The organism is Leucothrix pacifica (assembly GCF_003172875.1).
Classification (GTDB): Bacteria; Pseudomonadota; Gammaproteobacteria; order Thiotrichales; family Thiotrichaceae; genus Leucothrix; species Leucothrix pacifica.
Genome location: NZ_QGKM01000005.1, coordinates 179,087 through 202,051, shown reverse-complemented (window position 1 = coordinate 202,051; position 22,965 = coordinate 179,087). Strand labels below are relative to the sequence as shown.

At 45.5% G+C, this 22,965-nt stretch carries 18 protein-coding genes; 9 read left to right on the top strand and 9 right to left on the bottom strand.

The annotated features are described in order from the left end of the window. Nucleotides 1-62: 62 nt before the first annotated feature. Together DKW60_RS03380 and tsaE are read right to left on the bottom strand one after the other, a co-directional pair. Nucleotides 63-1,310, bottom strand: coding sequence for an N-acetylmuramoyl-L-alanine amidase (locus DKW60_RS03380; protein WP_109836247.1), 1,248 nt, complete (start codon nt 1,308-1,310; stop codon nt 63-65). A gap of 106 nt (nt 1,311-1,416) precedes the next feature. Further along, nucleotides 1,417-1,893 (bottom strand): tRNA (adenosine(37)-N6)-threonylcarbamoyltransferase complex ATPase subunit type 1 TsaE, encoded by a 477-nt coding sequence (gene tsaE, locus DKW60_RS03375; RefSeq protein ID WP_281271813.1) that lies wholly within the window; start codon nt 1,891-1,893, stop codon nt 1,417-1,419. A gap of 45 nt (nt 1,894-1,938) precedes the next feature. Between tsaE and queG the strand changes: the two genes are divergently transcribed. The 3 genes from queG (at nt 1,939) to DKW60_RS03360 (ending at nt 5,366) form a co-directional block, all read left to right on the top strand. Further along, nucleotides 1,939-3,015: a tRNA epoxyqueuosine(34) reductase QueG gene (queG, locus tag DKW60_RS03370; RefSeq protein WP_109836246.1), complete on the top strand. Its 1,077-nt coding sequence runs from the start codon at nt 1,939-1,941 to the stop codon at nt 3,013-3,015. A gap of 126 nt (nt 3,016-3,141) precedes the next feature. Beyond that, nucleotides 3,142-4,398, top strand: a complete 1,257-nt coding sequence (locus DKW60_RS03365) for a S1 family peptidase (protein WP_109836245.1) — start codon at nt 3,142-3,144, stop codon at nt 4,396-4,398. Then, complete coding sequence (locus DKW60_RS03360) at nt 4,386-5,366, top strand: FHA domain-containing protein (protein ID WP_181389569.1); 981 nt, start codon at nt 4,386-4,388, stop codon at nt 5,364-5,366. The genes DKW60_RS03365 and DKW60_RS03360 overlap by 13 nt, the downstream gene beginning before the upstream one ends. Nucleotides 5,367-5,496: 130 nt before the next feature. Here the strand turns inward: DKW60_RS03360 and DKW60_RS03355 are convergent, their stop codons facing one another. Further along, nucleotides 5,497-7,269 carry an N-acetylglutaminylglutamine amidotransferase gene (locus tag DKW60_RS03355; protein WP_109836243.1) on the bottom strand — a complete coding sequence of 591 codons (1,773 nt, stop codon included), beginning with the start codon at nt 7,267-7,269 and terminating at the stop codon, nt 5,497-5,499. A gap of 360 nt (nt 7,270-7,629) precedes the next feature. Between DKW60_RS03355 and DKW60_RS03350 the strand changes: the two genes are divergently transcribed. The 6 genes from DKW60_RS03350 to DKW60_RS03325 all read left to right on the top strand — a co-directional run bounded on the left by DKW60_RS03350 (nt 7,630) and on the right by DKW60_RS03325 (nt 14,500). Then, the gene (locus tag DKW60_RS03350) at nt 7,630-7,962 is read left to right on the top strand and encodes a hypothetical protein (RefSeq protein ID WP_109836242.1); all 333 of its coding nucleotides are present in this window, start codon (nt 7,630-7,632) and stop codon (nt 7,960-7,962) included. A gap of 438 nt (nt 7,963-8,400) precedes the next feature. Then, complete coding sequence (locus DKW60_RS03345) at nt 8,401-9,834, top strand: ATP-binding protein (protein WP_181389568.1); 1,434 nt, start codon at nt 8,401-8,403, stop codon at nt 9,832-9,834. Nucleotides 9,835-10,003: 169 nt separating this feature from the next. Next, nucleotides 10,004-10,588: a superoxide dismutase gene (locus DKW60_RS03340; RefSeq protein WP_109836240.1), complete on the top strand. Its 585-nt coding sequence runs from the start codon at nt 10,004-10,006 to the stop codon at nt 10,586-10,588. Between the two features lie 168 nt (nt 10,589-10,756). Next, nucleotides 10,757-11,929, top strand: a complete 1,173-nt coding sequence (locus DKW60_RS03335; RefSeq protein WP_109836239.1) for an aspartate aminotransferase family protein — start codon at nt 10,757-10,759, stop codon at nt 11,927-11,929. Nucleotides 11,930-11,943: 14 nt separating this feature from the next. Then, entirely contained in the window at nt 11,944-12,870 is a 927-nt protein-coding gene (gene argF / locus DKW60_RS03330; RefSeq protein WP_109836238.1) for an ornithine carbamoyltransferase, read from the top strand. Between the two features lie 31 nt (nt 12,871-12,901). Next, a complete protein-coding gene (locus DKW60_RS03325; RefSeq protein WP_109836237.1) occupies nt 12,902-14,500 on the top strand; it encodes a peptide chain release factor 3 in 1,599 nt (532 codons plus the stop codon). 97 nt (nt 14,501-14,597) lie between these two features. On the opposite strand, the gene DKW60_RS03320 is transcribed toward DKW60_RS03325, so the two are convergent. From DKW60_RS03320 to DKW60_RS23580, 6 genes are all read right to left on the bottom strand, one after another. Beyond that, nucleotides 14,598-15,029 (bottom strand): hypothetical protein, encoded by a 432-nt coding sequence (locus DKW60_RS03320; protein ID WP_109836236.1) that lies wholly within the window; start codon nt 15,027-15,029, stop codon nt 14,598-14,600. Next, nucleotides 15,026-17,458, bottom strand: a complete 2,433-nt coding sequence (locus tag DKW60_RS03315) for a reprolysin-like metallopeptidase (protein WP_109836235.1) — start codon at nt 17,456-17,458, stop codon at nt 15,026-15,028. Before DKW60_RS03315 ends, DKW60_RS03320 begins: the two co-directional genes overlap by 4 nt. 115 nt (nt 17,459-17,573) lie before the next feature. After that, on the bottom strand, nt 17,574-19,685 hold the full coding sequence (locus tag DKW60_RS03310; RefSeq protein ID WP_181389567.1) for a reprolysin-like metallopeptidase: 2,112 nt from the start codon (nt 19,683-19,685) through the stop codon (nt 17,574-17,576). A gap of 158 nt (nt 19,686-19,843) precedes the next feature. Beyond that, nucleotides 19,844-20,977, bottom strand: a complete 1,134-nt coding sequence (gene hemW, locus DKW60_RS03305; RefSeq protein WP_109836233.1) for a radical SAM family heme chaperone HemW — start codon at nt 20,975-20,977, stop codon at nt 19,844-19,846. Continuing rightward, entirely contained in the window at nt 20,974-21,759 is a 786-nt protein-coding gene (rsmA, locus tag DKW60_RS03300) for a 16S rRNA (adenine(1518)-N(6)/adenine(1519)-N(6))-dimethyltransferase RsmA (protein ID WP_109836232.1), read from the bottom strand. Before rsmA ends, hemW begins: the two co-directional genes overlap by 4 nt. 69 nt (nt 21,760-21,828) lie before the next feature. Then, on the bottom strand, nt 21,829-22,965 hold a 1,137-nt coding region (locus DKW60_RS23580), incomplete at its 5' end, for an OmpA family protein (RefSeq protein WP_181389566.1).

Genomic DNA, 22,965 nt, shown 5'->3' with positions numbered 1-22,965 from the left:
AAAAAGAGCCGCGATAACCGCGGCCAAGTCACATCGAAGCTTTAACTTTCAGGGTATAAATTCTAGCTCATTGATACTTCATCAGCATTCAGGTCAGCATAGCGTGGGTCGCGTTGCTCTAGTGCTACTTTGTAGCGACGAATGCCACGGTAAACCGCTTCTGCCAATTGGTTTTGGTACTTTGCGGTTCTCAGTTTTTTCTCTTCCTGTGGATTGGAGATAAAAGCAGTCTCGACTAGCATGGAAGGAATATCAGGTGAGCGAAGCACACCAAAATTGGCACTTTCAACACCTTTACGGGCAAGACGATTTACCGAACCCAGCTCTGAAAGTACTTCCTGAGCCAAACCGAGACTGTCGTCAATGGCTGCTGATTGTGTGAGATCTAAAAGTACCTGCGATAAGACGCGGTTGTCCGTGTCCAGCGTAGCACCCGCCATGCGAACGTCTGTTTCATTTTCGTTTTTCGCCAGCCAGTAAGCCATCTCACTCGATGCGCCTTTTTCAGACAAGATGTATACCGATGAGCCTCTGACAGAATTGTTTTTATTGGCATCCGCATGAACTGAGATAAATAAATCTGCGTTGTTTGCACGTGCTTTTTCAATGCGTTTACGAAGTGTCAGGTACTTATCACTGTCTCGTGTCAAAAACGCTTCCATACCTTTAGTAGAGTCCACACGCTTTTTCAGACGACGGGCAATCTGGAGGACAACGTCTTTCTCATAGGTACCGTTCTTACCAACAGCACCAGAGTCATGTCCGCCATGTCCCGGGTCGATAGCAACCACAAACTTGCGACGAGATCGTCCAACCGCTTTGCTGCTGGTTACTCTCTTTTGAGCAGGCTTTGCTGCCACTACAGCTGCTTTAGCACCGTTATCCACCAAAATAACTTCAAGGCGATATTTACCGTTAGCCTTAGTCAGCTTAGTGGTTGCCTTCGTCTTGTGAGCCATATCCAACACAATACGCAGATCGTTCTCATTACGTGTTGCGTAACGCAGCTTGCTGATAAGAGTTTTAGGGCGGTTTGGATTTAATTTGATTGTTCCGGCCGTGCGTGCTTTTTTAAGGTCAAGGACAATACGCTCGGGTGCACTGAGTGTGAAGAGCTTGTGCTCAATAGAGCTATCGAGTTCAATCACGACTCGTTGTTGATTTCTGCCACTATTAATGGCGATTGATTTAATAAGCGCACTGCCGTTCTTTGCAATGACTTGAGGCGCATAAACAACAGCACTTAATGCTCCTGCTAACTTCGCCAGTTTCAGAACGAAGTCCCTTCTTTTCTGATTGTTTACTTCCATTTGGAACGCTCTTAATTTGTATTGCCTGATCTACGCTATATAAGATAAACGGATTAGCTTACTAATATCAAGTAGATTTTATAAAAAAACTATAAGTCTTTGTTTGTTAATGATTATGCGGTGTTTTTAATTGGGCAATTCTGGCACTTCCATCATGCAATAGGGTAACTTCCAGATCTGCTTTGGGTAAAAAACCATCGGCTTGTTGTGGCCACTCGATGAGGCAGAGTGTATCATCTCGAAAATAGTCACGAACACCTAGGTATTCCAGCTCTTCAGGGTCAGCCAACCGATACAAATCGAAATGGTATATATCCCGTCCGGCCACATGGTAAGGCTCAACCAGAGTATAGGTCGGACTCTTAACCGTTCCTTCAAAACCCAACGATCGAAGCAGCCCTCTCACCAGCGTAGTCTTGCCCGCACCAAGATTTCCGTGCAATAACACCACACCACCTCGCGCTAACAGACAAGCAATCTGGCCGCCAAGTTCCATCATTGCCTGCTCATCAGTGATATGAAGCGTACAAGGAGGTTCAATTTTGTGTGTATTGGAATTGTTCATGGCTTGGTATCTGGACATTGATGCTTCATACTAGCGCGAAATTTTAATGGGTTCGAGATTTGCATGGCTAAATTCACGTCACACCAAGCGCAAGCGGCCTTTGTCAGGCAACTTGAAGAGTGGGGGCATGAACTTGGTTTTCAACAACTTGGTGTGAGTAATGTTGATTTGAGCGATGCCGAATCACAGCTGTGGAACTGGATTGATCAACAGCACCATGGCGAAATGACGTGGATGTCCTCACACGGTCTGAAACGAAGTCGTCCTGACTTATTAGAACCCAACACACGCAGTATTATTAGTGTACGAATGGACTATCTGCCACCGCAAAGCGCTGATGCAGAAATGGTTCTGAATCATCCCGAGCTCGGCTACATCTCCCGTTATGCACTTGGTCGTGACTATCACAAAGTATTAAAAAAGCGTCTTCAGCGTTTAGCCAATAAAATCCAACACGAGATTGGAGAGTTTGGTTATCGGGTGTTTGTTGACAGTGCCCCCGTTCTTGAGAAGCCAATAGCTGTAAAAGCAGGTCTGGGTTGGGTTGGTAAACACAGTAATATCCTCAATCGCGATGCGGGTTCCTGGTTCTTTTTGGGGGAGATTTATACGGATCTTGAATTGCCTGAAACCGGTTCAGTACAAGAGCATTGCGGCAGTTGTACGGCTTGCCTCGATGTCTGTCCGACTCAAGCGATTGTCGCGCCCTATGATGTAGATGCGAGACGTTGTATCTCATACCTCACCATCGAACTAAAAGGTGCTATTCCCATAGAATTCCGTAAGGCAATGGGTAACCGAATTTATGGCTGTGATGACTGCCAATTGATCTGTCCATGGAATCGCTTTGCTCAGGAAACGGTGGAGAACGATTATCAAGTGAGAAATGGTTTGGATAGTGAACAATTACTGGTGCTGTTTTCATGGTCAGAGGCTGAATTTTTGGAAAAAATGCAAGGCTCACCGATCCGACGAATCCAATTTGACCGTTGGCAACGTAACATAGCAATCGCACTCGGCAATGCGCCTTATCACCCAAATATCGTTAAAGCACTTGAGTCTCAGCAGCCAAATGCTAGTGAAATGGTTGTAGAGCACATAAACTGGGCAATCCGGCAACATGTTGAAAAACTTGATTAAAATTACCTAATGACCGTAATATTCGTGAATTACTTCGGATTACTGGTGAATCTGTGTACGTTTGGCTAGGATAGCGACGGACAAACGGTCTTTCAGGCTCATGAGAATAAAGGAGATATTCACGGAATGATAAGGTATATATTGCTACTGGTATTATTCAGTAGTGTGACTCAGGTTGCTGTGGCGCTCACAGATACCTCGAGTATTTATGAGGAAGTGGAATCATCTGTCTATCAAATCAGAGTGATAAACAATGAAACCGGTAAGAAAGTCGCTATTGGCTCCGGTTTTGTGGTTCAACAAGACAATATTCTCGCGACCAATTATCACGTAGTCAGTGAATATGTGAATGGCTCAGATGTATTCAAACTGGAATATCTGTCGACCGATGGAGAAACAGGTCCATTAGAGTTATTAGATCTTGACGTGATACATGATCTGGCCGTCGTCAAAAGCACGAAACCAATGGGCAAGCCGTTGGAGATTTCTGCTGTTCCGGAAAAAGGGGCCCGCTTGTATTCATTGGGTAATCCGCTGGACTTGGGGTTCTCCATCGTTACCGGTACCAATAATGGCATTATGACGCAGGATCAGGACGGAAATATCCTGTTCTCCGGTAACTTGAATGGTGGCATGAGTGGTGGCCCTGCACTGGATGAGTCTGGCAAGGTCATTGGTGTGAATGTTGCCACCCAAGGTAATGCACTCGGTTTCTTAGTGCCTGCTAAATATCTTTCTGTGATTTTGGATCGTTTGGCTGACAATGACTTTTTGCCCGTAAAAGATCGTTTTGCACGTATCTCAGAGCAGTTAATCGCAAACTCAGAGCGAACCATTGAACGACTGTCTGGCAATGACTGGGGAACCACACAAATTGGCAAGTTTTTGGTACCTGCAGAGTTGGATAAATCCATGCGTTGCTGGGACTTAAGCCGTGTGCCTAAAAAAGATGATTTATTCCGGTCCTTTCTCACGCAATGCTCTAATCAAAAGAATACCTATCTGTCTAAGAACTTATCTCTGGGGATGATCAATTACGAATATGTCTGGATGGATACGGAAAAATTGATTCCGGCAAGGTTCTACACGCGCTACGAGAAGATGAATAGTAGCTTCATCGAGAGCGATGTTGATAAGTCTGATGTGACGAATTTTGCGTGCCATACCGGCTTTACCAAGACAGCCGGGCAAGACTTTAAAACCACGGTGTGTCGTCGCGATTACCTGAAATACAAAGGACTCAGCGACATGCTGTTTAGTACCGTGCTCGTTGGGCATCCTGCAGAAGGGGGAGTGTTTAATCTTGATGTGACGGGAACGAACCACAAGGCGGCCTATGGCTTGTTCAAGAAAATGGTGGAGTCATTTCAGTGGAAAAACTAATTCTCGAAACAACGCAACGTGGTGTTAAGTCTTATCATAAATTAGAAAAATTTCCGGTCATTATTGGAAGAGGGTTTGACAGTGATGTCATTATTTCAGATGTCACCGTGTCACCCACACATCTGAAGATTGACCGACTTGAAGATGGCTTTGAAATTCAAAACTTATCCTCAGAAAATGGTACCAAGCTGAATGACGTGCCGTTGTCAGAGAGTCCTCAGAGTTTAAGTATCCCGGCAGAAGTCAGGTTGGGGGACTTCAAAGGACGAATATTGTCGCCAACTGCAGAAGTGGCGCCTACCCGTATAAAGTCTGCCAGTAACGGTTGGTTCTCCTTTCTGAGTAATCCTTATTGGGCGGGTTTCTTTGTTATCATCACCGCGATAGCCATTGCTGCCGGAAAATACATCAGCACACCAGTGTCGCAAGATTCTTTGATGTATCTCAGTAAAGTGCTTCCCGCAATGTTGTTGATGCTTGCTCTTGCGTTACTGATTGCGAGTGTGAGTAGACTCTCAGCGCACCGCTGGGCATTTGTTCCTGCATTGAGTATTGCCTCGTTATTTTTGTTATTACCGTTAGTATTTGAATATATCGGTCAGTTCTTAGATTATTTGTTAACGACCGATTGGCCATCCACAATACTCAAGCATTCTACTGAGTTTTTATTACTCCCTATATTGCTCATCTTATATCTGACACGTGTCCACTACATACGCGTTATTTCTGCTATTGGTATCGCTGTGTTAGTTACTATGCCTGTCACTGCCTTTTTTATCTCTGATATGGTTGATCAGATGTCCAACCGCAGTGGTTTCACGCCGATGCCAAATTACAATAAAAGCTTAAGTTCGCTGGATATTCGTTTGAAAAAAACAATGGAAGTGAGTGACTTCCTTGAGCAGTCAGAAAGTGTGCTTAATGAGAAAGTTGAGAAGCTGTTGGAACAGGCACGTGATCAGTATTGATGCCATTCAGAATATGCCTCGTTGGCAGGTATATTGTCTGCGCCAATGATTTATCGTATAGCAATTTCAATGGTTAATTCGCATAAAAAAACGGAGCTTTGAGCCCCGTTTTTAGTCGGTTGAAGATCACTCAAATATTGTGCGTCTGTAGCCAATGCTCAAGTAACGTAAGATGCCAAATTTTGCTACCTTGAATGCGCGTTAGGTATTTATCCGGTTGAGCAAGCAACTTCTCGACATAACTACTCTGGTATAAACCACGTTCACGACACGCCTGCGAGTGCAGAGTATCTTGCATAAACTCAAGAAACTCACCGCGAACAAACTTTAGTGCCGGTACTGGGAAGTAACCTTTCGGACGGTCAATCACACTGTCGGGAACTACCCCGCGAGAGATCTTTTTCAGTGCATATTTTCCACCATCTCTTAACTTAAGCTCTGGAGGCATTCTGGCGGCTAACTCAACTAATTCATGATCAAGAAAGGGAACTCGGGCTTCTAATCCCCATGCCATCGTCATGTTATCTACCCGTTTTACAGGATCATCTACGATCAAGGTGGTGGTATCTGCGCGTAACACCGAATCAATAAATTCATCGGCCTTAGGGGCTTCTAATAGATCTTTCATGAGTTCTGACGTGAAGTCACGGCTGATATACTGAGGTGTCAGCATGTCAGCCATTTCATTATGGTCACGGTCAAAATAGTATGGGCTGAAGCGTTCCAGTGCAGAGCCTTTAGCGTCGTGCATTTGTGGATACCAGAAATAGCCGCCGAATACTTCATCAGCCCCTTGTCCTGACTGAACAACCTTTACATGCTTCGAGACTTGTTCAGACAGCAAGTAAAAGCCAATAGCATCCTGTCCGAACATCGGCTCAGACATATTCGCGATTGCTTCAGGTAGGCGTGTTAGCGTTTGCTCATTGGGTATATGGAACTTGTGGTGATTGGTATTGAATCGCTCAACGACTGCGTCTGAGTATTCATATTCGCTCCCTTTTTCTTCCGGTTGGTCATCAAAACCAATGGTGAATGTGCGGATATCTTCTATGCCTATTTCGTCCAGTAATCCGACTAGCAAGCTTGAATCAAGGCCGCCGGAAAGGAGTACACCAACCGGGACATCAGAAATATTATTACGGCGTCTAACCGCTACACGTAATGCTTCATGGATTTCTTCAATCCATTCATCCTCGCTCTTATCCGTTTCAGGCCGTGTAGCGTCAAGCTCCCAATAGCGTTCCAGTGTGTGCTCGCCATTTTCATGAATCGTCAGGCTATGGGCTGGCTGCAGTTTTCTTACCCCGTTTAGAATAGTACGTGGCGCCGGAACAACTGCGTGTAAGGTAAAGAGATTATGCAGTGCTGCAGGATCAAGGCTCGTGTCGATATCAGGTGTATCCAGTAGTGCAGGCATGGTTGAAGCGAAGCGAATTCCTTGCTTGCCAAAACTGTAGTAGAGCGGTTTTATGCCCATGCGATCACGTGCCATGAACAAGGTTTTTTTCTTAAGATCCCAAATGGCGATTGCGAACATACCCAGGAATCGCTTTACACAGTCTTTTCCCCACTCTGCGTAAGCTTTAAGGATAACTTCAGTGTCACCGGTTGAGAAGAAGCGGTGACCTCGTGCTGTTAATTGCTCGCGCAGTTCAGGATGGTTGTAGATAGTGCCGTTGAAAACCAGCGCCAGACCCAGGTGTGAGTCGACCATGGGTTGGTTGCCTTTCTCTGTGAGATCCAGAATCGACAGGCGGCGATGTCCAAAAGCGAGAGGGCCGTCTGAGTAGCTTCCTGAGCTATCCGGACCCCGCTTTTCCAGCTTATCCATCATTGAATGTATATTGCTTAGCTGAGGATGGCTTCCGTCTAGCCGATATTCACCACAAATTCCACACATATTGAATACACTTAAGTTTTTTAAAAATAAAGAACCATTATGTCAGAATAAAGCGCATATGCTAGAACAGAGTTATGCGTTGATAATTTGCCCATAAGCTAGCTGAATCAGCCTGATAGGTGTAATAAATGGTTAAGATTCAGTTACTTATAGAAATATTGTATTGTCATTGTGCGGAGTGCTGGTCTATACTGCAATCCTAGATAAAGTATTTATGTATATATTTTGTCCGTTAACGCCATTAGATGGAACTTTATGGCGAATGCGCGAGCCATGCATAACCAATGGAACGTGCTTGTTGATCATCGACATGCACCGCTTTCGGAAGTTTTAGAAGGCGATTTAATAAGGAAGAGTTCAATGAAAATATTTAAGACTGTTAAAGTTGTAGCGACTGCTACGGTTGTAGCTGCTGCTCTTAATATGACAGGTTTCACTTATGCAGTGTCATCAACGGCAGCACACGGTATCAAGGATTTTAAGATCGCTGCTCATAATGGAAAGGTCAGTAAAGCTCAGGTTGCTGTTGCAGTTCGCAGAGGCTATAAGGGTGTTGTCCCCCGTATTACACCGAAGCCTTCGCCGATGTATCCTAATTGCTATAACGCACGCTTTATGTACAAAGGCGAGCTAAAACGCGTTACCTTTAACTGCAGTAAAGGTAACACTGAACTAACTATGTTGACACGATAGTTCACTATTCACTAACTCAAGCCCGTCATGTTTAGCCGCATGACGGGCTTTTTTATTTTGAGCAAAAAGCACTTTCCCTGAATAATAATTCAGCATATACTCAGTCAAGGTTAAGTATTCGGCAGATTACAATTTCGGCGAACTCCGTGTCGGAAAATACTTCTTGAATCTGTGTTTTATAAAAAAATAATATTACCAAGACGACATACAAAGTTATTCGTGTTGATCGTTACTTAACTAAATGTAGGGGCTTCTACTCAGGTCGGTCAGGGGGAAAGACAGATCCGGCAACGTAGAACATTGAGTTAAAAAATCGTTAAAGACTGAGCTAGTCATGGATTGGTGGGACTCAGGGGCTGCGATTATAAAAAAAATATAGACATGACAAATTCTCTAATCTCCACAATGGGCTCATCCTCCCTTTTTAATAAATTCGGCATGAATTCACTGCGCATGCGGCAAATGATCAGTATGTTGGTATTGGTTGCGCTTGGTGTTTCACTATTGGGCGGTGGTTATCTCAGTCTTTACGATACACGTTTGAAAAACCAAATGATGTCGGAACAAGGAGATGTCGCTAATGCGATGCTTCTGAGTGTGCCGATTTTCTCTGACGACACCATTGATACCAAGGCAGACACTTTCGAGCTGAACAAGTTGATGTCGCAATACAAGTTCAGCCGTGGATTCGATGACGATGGCACAAAACATGAATACTATGCTTATGTTGAAAATGCTAAAACCGGTGAGCTTCGCTGGCAAAGTAAGTTTCCTAACGAAGTGCCTAACCCAACGGGCTCTTTCTCGTACGCGGAAGCGGTGAAACAGTTTGATATTAAGGATGATCTTGAGGTTGGTAAAGCACAGCTGAAGGAGCGCTATCTTCGTCCATATCAAGAAGATCAGACGACTAACCTGAAGTTTGCCGTGTATTCACAGCTGGTAACTGCGGGTGATGAAATAGTTCGCGTGGTGGTTGCTAAGTCTGCAAGAGGCATGGCGAGCGACTCAGATCATGTTCAGAAGAATATCATTGCACTTTTCTTTTGCACCTTAGCGTTAGTGTTAGTGTCCCAGCTTATTAGTAATTATTTTATCATCACACCGATTCGCGACTTCGAGGGTGAAGTTCGCCAAATTGAAGCCGGTGCCCAAAAGGCCATAGAAAAAGCTTATCCGGTAGAGTTGATGGAAGTGAAAAGTGCGATTAATACGCTGATCAATGTTGAGAAAGGTCAGAAGCAACGTTATCGCGAATCATTAGAGAACTTGGCGCACAGCCTGAAAACCCCTCTTAGCGCATTGTTGGCTACTGCGCAGTCAAAATATAAAATGAAAGATGATGATCAGACGGACTTGATGAATGAGATCCGGCATATGTCGGATATCGTGGCGTATCAGTTAAAGCGTGCTGTGGTGCGGGCACCCAATGCCATGGTAGAGCAGGTGGCGTTACGACCTGTATTGTTCAGACTCAGAGAGTCACTTTATAAGGTCTATCACGAGAAGAGCTTTGAAATCATTATTAATGTAGATGAATATGACAAGGTTCGTCTGGAGTCGGATGACTTGATTGAGCTGTTTGGAAACCTGATCAATAATGCCTGTCGCTTCTGTAGTGAAGTGGTTGAAATTAGCGCGAAGAATGAAACTAACTTCTTAGTGGTGGATATCGACGACGATGGCATGGGCTTTGGTGTTGATAGTCCAAGTGAGCTACTGAAGCGCGGAATGCGTGATGATAGTAAAACTGAGGGTCAGGGAATCGGCTTGGCTATTAGTGCTGAATTGGTTGAAGCCGTTGGTGGACGTATCGAGTTAAAAGCATCTCCGCAAGTTGGTGCCCGGGTTCGACTCTATCTGCCTCACTAATCTCATCACTCAGGCTGCTGTAGTGACAAAGTAACTGTCACTTCAGTGAGACGGTTAGGGTGATCACTAAATAATTCTCGCATAAAAGGTTGGTGCTATTGCGTTGTCTGGGCGTCTTGATTACTCTAGCTCCACTAAAATTTTCTAAACACGTTAGGAGCACACTAACATGGCACATACTTTACCCGCTTTGCCTTTCGCTAAAGACGCACTAGAGCCACACATCTCTGCAGAAACATTTGAGTATCACCACGACAAGCACCATGCTGCTTACGTGACTAACTTAAACAACCTGATTCCGGGTACTGAGTTTGAAGATAAGTCTCTTGAAGAGATCGTTACTTCAGCTCCTGCTGGCGGCATCTTCAACAATGCGGCTCAGGTTTGGAACCATACTTTTTACTTCAACTGCATGGGTCCTGACGCTGGTGGTGAGCCAACAGGTGCACTCGCGGATGCTATCACTGAAACGTTCGGTTCTTTCGCAGATTTTAAAGAGAAGTTCTCAACATCTGCTGTGACAAACTTCGGTTCTGGTTGGACGTGGTTGGTTAAGAATGCTGACGGCGCTCTGGAAATCGTTAACACTGCAAATGCAGGTTGTCCTCTAACAGCTGGTTTAACGCCATTGTTAACAATTGACGTATGGGAGCACGCTTACTATGTCGATAAGCGTAACGCTCGTCCTGCTTACGTTGAATCATTCTGGGAAGTCATCAATTGGGATTTCGTTGCGGGTAACTTCGCAGCTTAATTTTATTGGATTGACCGGGCAAAGTTAATCTGACAAAATCAATAACTTGCCTAAAAAAGGGTGACTTTATAGTCACCCTTTTTTATTTTATTGCAATTAGCCCATTTGTTGCCAATAGTTAGTCGTGTTGTTAAGTGGGCGGGGGTTGAAAGATTTGGAGCCAATTCTATGAACTCACTGATGTCGACATATGCAAGTCTACCTATCACCTTTGAAAGGGGTGAGGGCGCATATCTTTATGATACTGAAGGTAAAAAGTATTTGGATTCGCTCTGCGGTATCGCAGTCACGAGTCTCGGGCATTCTCATGAAGGTGTAGCAGACGCCCTTTGTGATCAAGCGCGAACACTGATTCATACATCGAATATTTATCACATTGCTAATCAGGAAAAGTTGGCTGAAAAACTGTGCAAGCTATCCGGGATGAGTAATGTGTTTTTTGGTAATTCCGGCGCGGAAGCCAATGAGGCTGCAATCAAGTTAGCCCGGCTGTATGGTAAAAGCCGCGGCATAGAGACTCCGAATATCATAGTGATGGAAGGCAGCTTCCACGGCCGTACGCTGGCAACACTATCCGCTACGGGTAGTCGCAAAGTTCAGGCTGGCTTTTCGCCATTATTGTCCGGCTTTGTCAGAGTGCCCTACAACGATATTGCAGCAGTAGAGAGTACTGCCAAGCACAATGCTGATGTGGTTGCGATTCTGGTTGAGCCTGTTCAGGGTGAGGGCGGTGTTGTCGTTCCTGACGCGGATTACATTGCTAATCTGCGTAAGATTTGTGATGCGAATAACTGGTTACTGATGCTGGATGAAATTCAAACCGGTATGTGCCGTACGGGTGAATGGTTCGGTTTTCAACACTCCAATATCAAGCCTGATGTCATGACATTAGCCAAGGCGTTAGGGAATGGTGTGCCAATTGGAGCATGTCTGGCAGCAGATAAGGTAAGAGATGTGCTCAAAGCCGGCACACACGGTTCTACCTTTGGTGGTAATCCGCTTTCCACGCGCGCGGCATTGGCAGTTGTGGATGCGATGGAGTCAGGTGGCCTTAAAAAGAACGCTTCAGAGATGGGGCAGTATTTACATGCCCAACTTGCAGAAACATTGTCTGGCGTGGCGGCTGTAAAAACAATTCGCTCAAAAGGACTGATGTTGGGGATCGTGCTGGATCGCGATTGTGGAGCTTTGGTGGGTCAGGCATTAGAGCATGGACTGTTAATCAATGTAACAGCCGGTAATGTGATTCGTTTGTTACCACCATTGACACTGACAAAAGATCAGGCTGATGAAATCACCAGGATTGTGGGTGCGCTGGTAAGTGCGTTTGTTCAAGATTAAGAAAGACTAAAGCTATGTCAAATGTAAGACACTTCATGACGTTAATGGATTTTTCTCAGAGCGAGTTATCTGAGCTAATTCAGCGCGCCATTCAGATGAAGCAACAATGGAAAAGCGGTGATGTCACTCAGCCGTTAAAGCAACGTACCTTGGCGATGATTTTTGAGAAATCATCTACCCGTACCCGTGTTTCTTTTGAAACCGGTATTACTCAGTTAGGTGGGCATGGACTCTTCTTGTCACCACGAGATACTCAGTTGGGCCGTGGTGAGCCAGTGGAAGACAGTGCACGTGTCATTTCTCGGATGGTAGATATGATCATGGTCAGAACCTTTGATCATGAGCAATTGTTACGGTTTGCCGAATACTCCTCAGTGCCGGTTATCAATGCATTGACTGATGATTACCACCCATGCCAGTTGCTTGCAGACATTATGACTTACGTTGAGTACCGCGGCAGTATCGCCGGTAAGACAGTGACGTGGGTCGGTGATGGTAATAATATGTGCCAATCATGGATGAACGCTGCACGTCAGTTTGATTTTAAACTGAATATTGCTTGTCCCAAGGGCTATGAGCCAGATGCTGCGTTACTGGAAGCAGTTGGTTCTCATGCAGAAATTATTACGGATATTAAAGAAGCATCAGCGGGTTCTGATTTAATCTCAACAGACGTATGGGCTAGCATGGGGCAGGAGGAAGAGCAGGCCGTCCGTATGGCTGCATTTAAAGATTATTGTGTGGATGCTGAGGTAATGGCATGTGCACATGATGACGCCTTGTTTATGCATTGTCTGCCTGCTCATCGTGATGAAGAAGTCACCGCTGAAGTGCTTGAAGGTAAGCAGAGTGTAGTGTGGGATGAGGCAGAAAACCGCCTACATGCACAAAAAGCCTTGATGGAAACACTTGCCATCCACTCTGGCTTAATACAGAAATAAGCACCGCCAAAATAACCGGAAGTTGTCGTTCATGTCAGAATTGTTAGTACAGGAAGAAGCAAAAAAACGCAGAACGTTTGCGATTATCTCTCACCCCGATGCGGGTAAAACCACAATGACAGAGAAGTTGCTGTTATTTGGTGGAGCGATACAGCTCGCTGGCTCGGTTAAAGGGCGAAAAGCGGCAAGACACGCGACTTCTGACTGGATGGCCATGGAAAAAGAGCGTGGTATCTCAGTCACGTCCTCGGTGATGCAGTTCCCGTACAAAGACCACATTGTCAATCTGTTGGATACGCCAGGGCACGAGGATTTTTCCGAAGATACGTATCGTACATTAACCGCGGTCGACTCTGCATTGATGGTTATCGATGTTGCGAAGGGTGTTGAGGCACGAACTATCAAGTTAATGGAAGTGTGTCGTCTGCGTGACACACCGATCATGACATTCATCAACAAGCTTGATCGGGAAGGTCGCGACCCGATTGATTTGATGGATGAAGTGGAAGATGTTCTGAAGATTCGTTGCGCACCTATTACTTGGCCTATCGGTATGGGGAAAAGTCTGAAAGGTGTTTATCACTTATACAACGACAGTGTTCATCTGTTTGATGCCCGCCACGCTGGTAAAGTGCTGGAAGGTGAGGTTATTGAAGGTCTCGATAACCCAAGGCTTGATGAGTTGCTAGGTGATCAGATCGCTGATCTGCGTGAGGAGATTGAGTTAGTACAGGGCGCTAGTAATAGCTTTGATAAAGAGGCGTATTTGCGTGGTGAGCTAACACCGGTGTTCTTCGGTTCTGCTGTGAACAACTTTGGTATTGCAGAGTTACTGAATGATTTTGTTGAGTATGCGCCGGGTCCACAGGCACGAGCGACGACAACCCGTGAAGTTGCTGCAGATGAGCCTAAATTTACTGGCTTTGTTTTCAAGATTCAGGCCAATATGGATCCTCAGCACCGTGACCGTATCGCTTTTATGCGGATATGCTCAGGCGTGTTCAAGAAGGGCATGAAGCTTCGCCAGGTGCGTACCGCTAAAGACGTAAAAATTCCGGACGCTTTGACATTTATGGCATCGGATCGTGGCCATGTGGATGATGCGTTTCCAGGGGATATCATCGGTATTCATAATCATGGAACGATCCGTATTGGTGATACCTTCACGCAAGGTGAGGAGCTTTACTTTACCGGAATTCCTAATTTCGCGCCGGAGCTGTTCCGTCGGGCTCAGCTGCGTGATCCGTTGAAAATGAAGCAACTACAGAAAGGACTGAGTCAGTTGTGCGAAGAGGGTGCAACGCAGCTATTCAAGCCAGTGAGTAATAATGATTTGGTGTTGGGCGCAGTGGGTATTCTGCAATTTGAGGTAGTTGCTCAGCGACTTAAGGATGAATACAACGTGGACTGTTCATTTGAAGCGGTAAATGTACAAACAGCCCGCTGGATTAGCTGTGACGATGAGAAAATGCTAAATCAGTTTAAAACGAAAGCAGCTTCGAACCTATCATACGACCACGCAAATGAGTTGGTTTACATCGCGCCTTCCCGTGTGAATCTGCAGATGGCTATTGAGAGATGGCCTGATATTCAATTCTTAAGTACTCGCGAGCATGGCATATACGAATAGTGTGGGCGCGATGTATTAAATGATTTGCGTAACGTTATAAGTAGTGGCTTAACACAGAAGATAAAATGGCTCCTGATATTACATCAGGGGCCATTTTTTAGAGGCAAACGCTCAGCATTTGTGTATTAAATGCCTTCGCAAAATTTCGCATGGCGATACGATACTTCAAGTGATTCTCACCGTAAATAACGTCACCGAGTCCATCCACGGTATTAATTTTACAGCGCTGACTCGTTTGCTGATCAGCGCTCAGGCCGGGCGTTTTTAGTCCCGCTCTACCGCTGTAATAGCCAAGTAATACCCGCTCACCGTTCGCTAAAGCCTGCTGTGCTTCTTGTTGAGGGTCGCGCATAGATAAAGCCTGAAGTGCCTTCGCATACTTCTGATCTTCAGCTGAAATGTGGTTATCTGCTGCTGATAAATTGGCAGATGACGTTGGTGCAGATGGGCGCGTTGCCTCTGGTCCGGCATTACAGGCTTGCAAAAGGAATGCAGCTAGTAAAGTGCTTAGCACGATATGATATCTCATGATCTAATCCTTAATCCGTGGCGACGAATCATTAGTAACAGCAGTGCAGGTAGCGAGAATAATCCCATTGAACCTCCGCCGCCGCTACTGGTCGTTTCACTGGTGTCTGAGCGAACCGTGCTTGTTGCATCAGGATTAGCGGCAATCACTGTGTCATCGTCAATGATAATTCCCTGAGCAATCAATATATTGGAGCCATTAACAAATTGAGCATTTGCTGGTTTGTTGATGGCCAGCTCAATGATTTGATTGTCTTCGAATAATGTATCACCAGCAACGGGTACCTGAATACTGACATTACGGGATCCACTGGCAATGAATGTTTGTCCTCTTTGTATTACTGCATCACTCGATTTATCAGTGACTTCATAATTAATCAGCACGTTCTCGTCGGTTATTGCTGACAGTGACAAGATAAAACTCAGGTTTCGTGTACCACTATCTTCCTCCGTGATTGATGGCGTGTTCGCGCTGAGTATGGGAGCGCCGCCAAGTATCTGGATGTTACCTTGGGAAAGTGCATAAAATATATTGTTGTCACAGGCTACCATTAAATGAGTATCGATAAGGCTGTTAGCCTCTGCAGGAATGTTAATTGTTTCTGATCCATCATTTGCTGTTGAGGCCACTAACTCAATCATATTTCCATTATCTTCCAGGAGTTTGATGGTCACCGATGAGCAGTTAATAGGCGAAACATTCGTGTCAGCAATGTCCCAATTGACGGTCAATGATTGTCCGGAGGACAATGTCATATCCGTATTAGGGCTAGTGATAGCGAAAGGCATGCCTGTATTGATAACATTCACTTTCATCTGGTCTTGAGCAACACCACCATTGTTATCCCTTGTTAATAAGGTGAAATTCATGGTGCGTGTTGTGGTAGGCAGTATTTCACCGATACTGCTGCTCCCCTTTAGAACATCTTTGAGCGCAGGGAAAAAGCGTGATGTTTCAGGCACAGGGGGCCAAATTCTAAATAATGGGTTATTACCAAGGTCGGTATATAAACCTCCGGCAGAGCCTGTATCGCTTTGCTCCCAAGAGTGCAATAGTGCATCTTCATCAGCATCAGACGCTTGTCCTGTCAGCATGAAGGGGGTGGAAGCTGGAATTGTATAATCCATTCCCGCATCGACTGTCGGTTTGTTGTTATCTGCCTCATAAACTGCTCCACAACTAGAGCCACCACTGCTACGCGTGTAATTGAAAATTTGATTAATGCTTGTCGAGTGAAAAAATGCATCAGAGTGTGTCTGAAGGTTGTCTGTGCCACAGATTCCCGCATACGCCATGATACTGCTACCGCTACCGGGTTCTACGGCAGTAGATGATGCTCTGTTACCCGCGCTACAGTTAAGTTGGTGACCATTAAAGGTATGCGACGCACCAAGTTGATGACCGATTTCATGAGCCACATAGTCGATATTAAAGGCATCGCCAGATGGAGAGTTAGAGCCAGTAACACCGCCAGCTTTGTAAGTACCACAAGCTGAATTCAGAAAAGCCAATCCCCCTGTATTACCCGTACCGAATACATGCCCAATGTCGTAGTTCCCGTTTCCAATGACTGAGTTAATATTGATGATATTCTCATCGACCATTGCCGATGCATCTTCATTTGTGTAGGGGTCAGAACTTGGGTTGGTGTAAATAAGGTCATCATTATTCGCAACGAGTTGGAGGTGGATACTTAAATCACGCTCGTAGACCTGATTCAAACGATTCACGGTAGTAACGATTGCTGCCATCGCCTCTGATTTCGAGCCACCAAATAGTTGCGTATATTCACCGGTAACAGCGATCGCAAGTCGATAGGTCAACAGAGAGTCAGCTGGGTTTGAAAGTGTTTTGTTGGTGGTTTCAGGGGAACCAATTTCAGGTTTAGCAAGGAGTGAAGCGGCACTCTCGTGAGCTTCACATTGGAAATCATTGTTTATGCTGTCTGCGTTAGCGCGGCGACTTAAACTGGTGTAGATTTCCTCTGAATCATCTCCGTCAGGATCAATAAATATTCTGTCACCGTCAGCGGTGTTGATTAAGCCGTGAAACCCCTGAGGCCCGATATCGATTCTGCCAGTTATCGCAGGGTTCTCAGGGTTATAGATACGCCATGTTTTAATGTCTGGGTAGCGCTCAGCTAATTCAGGAGCCATTACATTGCTTGGCTCAAACTTGAATATCATTTGTGTGCCGTCAGCCAATGGTAACTCTATGAGATCCCCTTCAAGTAGAGACTTACTCGTACTGGTCAGCCGCTCTATGAGAGCTTCTGAGTTTAGCTTTAGTTTACGGGCTTTGTGGTAAGTACCAACTTTGGCACTGGCGCTGCGGAATTGGTAAGCAGGCTCTACGTCAGTCCAGAGTAGTTCATTAGCGACTAAAGCTTGTGACACAAATAAGCAGGGGAGCAAGAGTAATTTGCGCATATTCGACTTCTACTTGTAATTATTTTAATTATTAACGGGGGTGTTATTTATTGTTGTTGAGTCAACCGTAGCATAAGAAAACTGAATAAACGCAAAACGCATTATGAATGCTTGTTCAGCTAAATGGTCTTTTATTAATCAAAAATAACGAAAGTATTAGGATAAGTAGCAGTGGGTTTACACTTCCCCCGCCACTTTGTGATGAATTTTGATCATTCAGTGTGATTTCGTCGCTCCTAGGTGTTTCAGCCGGTAGTACCAATTCCCGACTAATGGAGAACTTTTGTGATGAAACGCTAAAGAAAATATTGCTAGCACAGCTGAGTTTGAATCTGGCAGTGGTACTGTCTGGTAGGTTTGATGGTAAATACACCATCGCAGAGCCACTGTTATTGAGGCCCTCTGCAATCACATAATCAAAGTTATTGCCGTTATCCGTCGATAAGTGCAGGTCAACAGTAGGGCAGCTAACCGGTGCATATTGTGTGTTGCCGGTATTCCACCGAATATTGGTGTAACTATCTTGCTGATATCCAATCGGCGGAGACTCAAGAGAGAACGATTCACCACTATTTGCAACGGTAATGAATGTTTGATCGATGGTTGCCGGGTTGTGGTTATCATAAACGGCTACCTGAAACTTCATCACCCGATCACTTTGTGGTAGTAGTTCTCCACTGATATATTCCTGGCCGGTCAGCGTTTTCATTGATGGAAAGCTTCTCGACTGGTTTTGACTTGGCGTAAAGATACGAAATAAAGGATTGTCACCGGTATCTGTCTTTAGTGTAGCAGCGGTACCTGTATCGGCTTGCTCCCAGCTGTAAAGTAATGAGTCACCATCAGGATCAGTTGCAGTAGCTGTAAGCTCAAATGGCGTGTTTGCAGGGATGGTATAGTCTGCACCTGCAGAAATAACAGGTGGAACGTTGGTACTACTGTGATAGGTGCCGCATGTGCTGCCTACCCCTGACATCAGGTTTAGCTGGATTTGTTGGATGTTGCCACTGTGAAACATCGCATCAGCATTATGTTGCAGATCATCAGTACCACAACCTCCCGCATAAGACATAATACTGGAGCCACTGCCCGGTTCAAAAGCAGAGCGTGCTGTTCTCGCACCACTTGTACAAATGCCTAAAGTACCATTGAATGTGTGTGTAGCGCCAAACTGATGCCCCAGTTCATGGGCCACAAAGTCGATATCAAAACTATCACCATAAGGGCTATTAATACCAGAAGCAGCCATGGCTTTTCTGCTGTTGTTACACAGGCTTCCAATAAACGCCAGCCCACCACCTGAAGTACCAAATACGTGCCCAATATCGTAATTATCGTTACCGATGATACGATCGATATTAGTCTGATTTGCGGTCAGCATTGATTCGATGTCGAAATTAGAATAAGGGTCGGTAGAGGATTCTGTGTAGATTAGCTGATCATTGTTCTCAACCAGGCGCAGGCGAACTCCTAAGCTTTGCTCGTAAACTTGGTTAACACGGCTAAGTGTTGTAACGATCGCGCTGAGGGTTGATTCAACCGTGCCGCCTTGTCTTGCAGTGTACTCTGCCGTGGCTGCCACTGCGATACGATATTCCATGAGACCATTAGATCCTCGTGCTGCCAGTGATGAGCGACTGTGGAGGTTCGCGCTGATGCTGTGGTCGTGTGCTTCTGGTGTACTGCACTGATGAGGATGGTCGCCAGTGTGCTGATCCGATTTTAAATAACTAAGATAGTCAGAACCGCCATGCTTACTTTTCGGGTCGATGAGTATTGTTTCACCTTGACGACTCAGCAACATCGCATGAAATCCCTGAGAAGTGTAATCAAGACGACCAGATAAGATTTCTGAGTTCTCTGATGAGACTTTGTAAGTGCGAATGGCCGGGTATTTATCGGCGAGTAGTGGTGGTAACAGCTTAGTTGGCGTGATCGTGACAGTCGTGCTTTGACCGTCAGGTAGCGGTAATTCGATGTTAATGCTGACATTTGAACGTGCAGCAAATTCAGTGGAGTGGGCTGGTGTTAGTAGCAGGGCCTCCATTGCAGAGGTGTTTAGGGATAGTTGGCGCGCCTCCTCAATTCCATGAGTGATTAGTAATGACTGCGCCCCACGTGCTGCAAATTGCTCATTATCAGTCCATAATTTGTGTGTTTCATCATGCGCAAAAACACCTGAAAAGCATGTAATCACCGCAAACAAACTTAAACACTTCCCCAGCATTCCCATGGCATCCTACCTGTTCATAATCCGTTAAGTCTGGATTAATCGTAGGGCGCCACGAGTGGATCGTAGAGTTCGGTCTGGTTAAATGGTGTGCTTTAGCAGTCTAAAATTTGAACGACAAACTTGGTCTGGCATTTATCGCCTTTTGTCTCAGCTTATAAAAACAAGGAAAGTGTATTGTCTAGAAAACGCCACCCTTGTTCACTACAGCTCAGTTTATCACTTTGCCTGCACAGTAAGCCTTTTCGCTCCGCTTCTAAAATCCTTGGCTCGATACTAGCCCAGGGTTGACCTGTGCGCTCTGTATACAGTGATGTTTGAACTCCACCTTTTAGTCTCAAAGCATTCAGCATGAACTCAAAAGGCAGGTCTTTAGCGGCAAGCTCAGAGATTGCTGTACGAAACTCGCCAGCTTGTGCCATCTCCATATATTGCTTGGGTTGACGATATTTTTGATAGCGCACGATGGAACCGTCGTGATTAGTTAATTTACCGTGTGCGCCTGCGCCAATTCCAATGTAGTCACCAAACTCCCAGTAATTTCGGTTATGTAAACATTGTTTCTCTGGTTTTGAATAGGCCGATACTTCGTATTGTTGGTAGTCGTTGCTACTTAGACGTGCTTGTCCGGCATTTTGCATTTCCCAAAGTACTTCATGATCCGGAAGTGTAGGGCGTTGATGGTGGAATAATGTATTTGGCTCAAGAGTGAGCTGATACCAGGATAAATGGCTTGGCGAGCAATCGATCGCAGTTTGTAAGTCAGCTAAGGCTTCGTCAATAGATTGGTCGGGTAAGCCGAACATTAAGTCCAGATTAAAGTTGTTGAACCCCGCTTGCTTAGCAATTGCGGCGGCATTCAGTGCCTCACTGCTGTCATGAACACGGCCAAGTACTTTGAGGTGAGCGGTGTTGTAGCTTTGAATGCCGATAGATAGTCTATTTATCCCGGTGTTTCGGTAGTCAGTAAATCGTTGTTGCTCAAAAGTGCCAGGATTTGCCTCAAGCGTTATTTCAGTATCATTACCAATCGGCGTGAGTTGATTAACCCCGTCTATCAGCTGAGCAATCGAATCAGCACTGAACAAGCTCGGAGTGCCACCGCCAATAAAAATACTGGCGATATTTCTGCCATCGGTTTTATCGGTCTCTTGTTTAAGGTCAGTTAGTAAAGCCTCTATGTATCGTGACTCAGGCAACTGATCCGGAGCTTGGTGAGAGTTAAAATCACAATATGGACACTTGCGAATACACCAAGGGACATGAATGTACAGGCTAAGTGGAATCATTCGCTGAGTTCGCTAATTCGGTTACTAATAGCGACAAATTGCTCAACGGATAAGGTTTCAGCGCGTCGCGTCGGGTCAATATTCAGTGCATTCAGGTCGTCTGCAGAAATTAATTTTTTGAGTGTGTTTCTGAGTGTTTTTCTGCGTTGAGAGAATGCTTGGGTAACTACCTGAGCGAAAAGCTTTTCATCACTGGCCTGAAATGGTTTCTCTTGCCAGGGCGTGAGTTTCACTACAGCGGAGTCGACTTTAGGCGGCGGACTAAATGATTCTGGCCCAACAAAGAACAGGTATTCTGTTTGACAGCGATACTGCACCATTACAGAGAGTCGCCCGAAATCTTTATTGCCGGGCTCTGCAGTAATCCGGTCAATCACTTCTTTTTGCAACATGAAGTGCATGTCTGTAATACGAGGTGCAGTTTCCAGCAGATGAAAAATAAGAGGGGTTGAGATGTTGTACGGTAAATTTCCGATGACACGCAAGGAGCGGTTTACATCAATGATTTCATCTAAATTAACGCGCAGAGCATCGACATTGTGGATCGTTAGTTTATCTCCCCCAATGTGGCTCAGATGATTGATGACATCTCGATCTATTTCGATCACTTGCAGATGATCCAGAAGTGGCAAGATCGGCTTGGTTAATGCCCCGAGGCCCGGGCCAATCTCTAGCATTTGATCGTCTTGTTTAGGGTTTATATGAGTAATCAACAGGTTGATTATGTGAGCGTCATTCAGAAAGTGTTGTCCGAAGCGCTTTTTTGCTTGGTGTTTTGGCATATTTTTAGTACTGCACAAATAAAGAAGCCTCCCCCGTTAGGGAGAGGCTCTTGTGGTTTAGCGGGTAAATTACCGCACGATCTTCAGTTCAACCCGGCGATTCTGCGCACGACCAGCTGCATTGGCATTGCTAGCGACAGGAGTCGTTTCGCCGTAACCTTTTGCAGTTAGGTTTGCTGCAGTAACGTTTTTGCTGATCAGGTAATTACGAACCGATTCAGCGCGACGTTGTGATAACCGCTGGTTTGCAGCTGCTCCACCAACACTATCAGTGTGACCACCAACTTCAATCTTCAGGTTAGGGAAGCGGTTAAGCTTCTCTGCTGCGTCATTAAGGATCGGTAGTGACTGATTAGTTAGTTGAGCTGAACCAGTTCTGAAGTTTACACCTTCTAGTGTAATGTTCTGGATATCAGAACAGCCTACTTCATTCACTGAGTCACCGGATGCAGTGTCTGGGCAAAGATCACTAGCATCTTTTACGCCATCATTATCTGCGTCTGGCTCGCCACAACCTGTTGTGTCAACTTTCTCACCAGGTGCTGATGTTGGGCAACGATCCAGTCTGTCCGCTACGCCATCATTGTCAGTATCGAACTCACAACCTGTTGAGTAAACTGCAGCACCTGCAGCCGTTGAAGGGCACTGATCAACGCTGTCTTTTACGCCGTCATTATCAGAGTCAAGCTCACAACCCTTGTCGTCAACTTTTGCACCTGCTGGTGTTGTCAAACAAGCGTCTTGTGCGTTAACCACACCGTCCGCATCGTCATCTAACTGACAACCCTGAGCATTCACTGTGACACCTTCAGGAGAAGTTGGGCACTGGTCAGCGCTGTCTTTCACGCCATCCTTATCTGTGTCGATCTCACATCCCTTAGAGTCAACCGTTGCGCCAGCAACTGTCTCCAGACAAGCGTCTAAGCTATTGGCAACACCGTCGTTGTCGTTATCCAACTCACAGCCTTTAGCATCAACTTCAGCACCAGCTGGAGTCGTTGGGCATGAGTCTTGTGCGTTAACCACACCGTCTGCATCGTCATCTAGCTGGCAGCCTTCAGCATTGACTGTCACACCTTCAGGAGATGTAGGACATTGATCAGCGCTATCTTTCACACCGTCTTTATCCGTGTCGACTTCACAGCCCTTGGCATCAACGGTTGCACCAGCAACAGTTTCAAGGCAAGCGTCTAAGCTGTTAGCGAC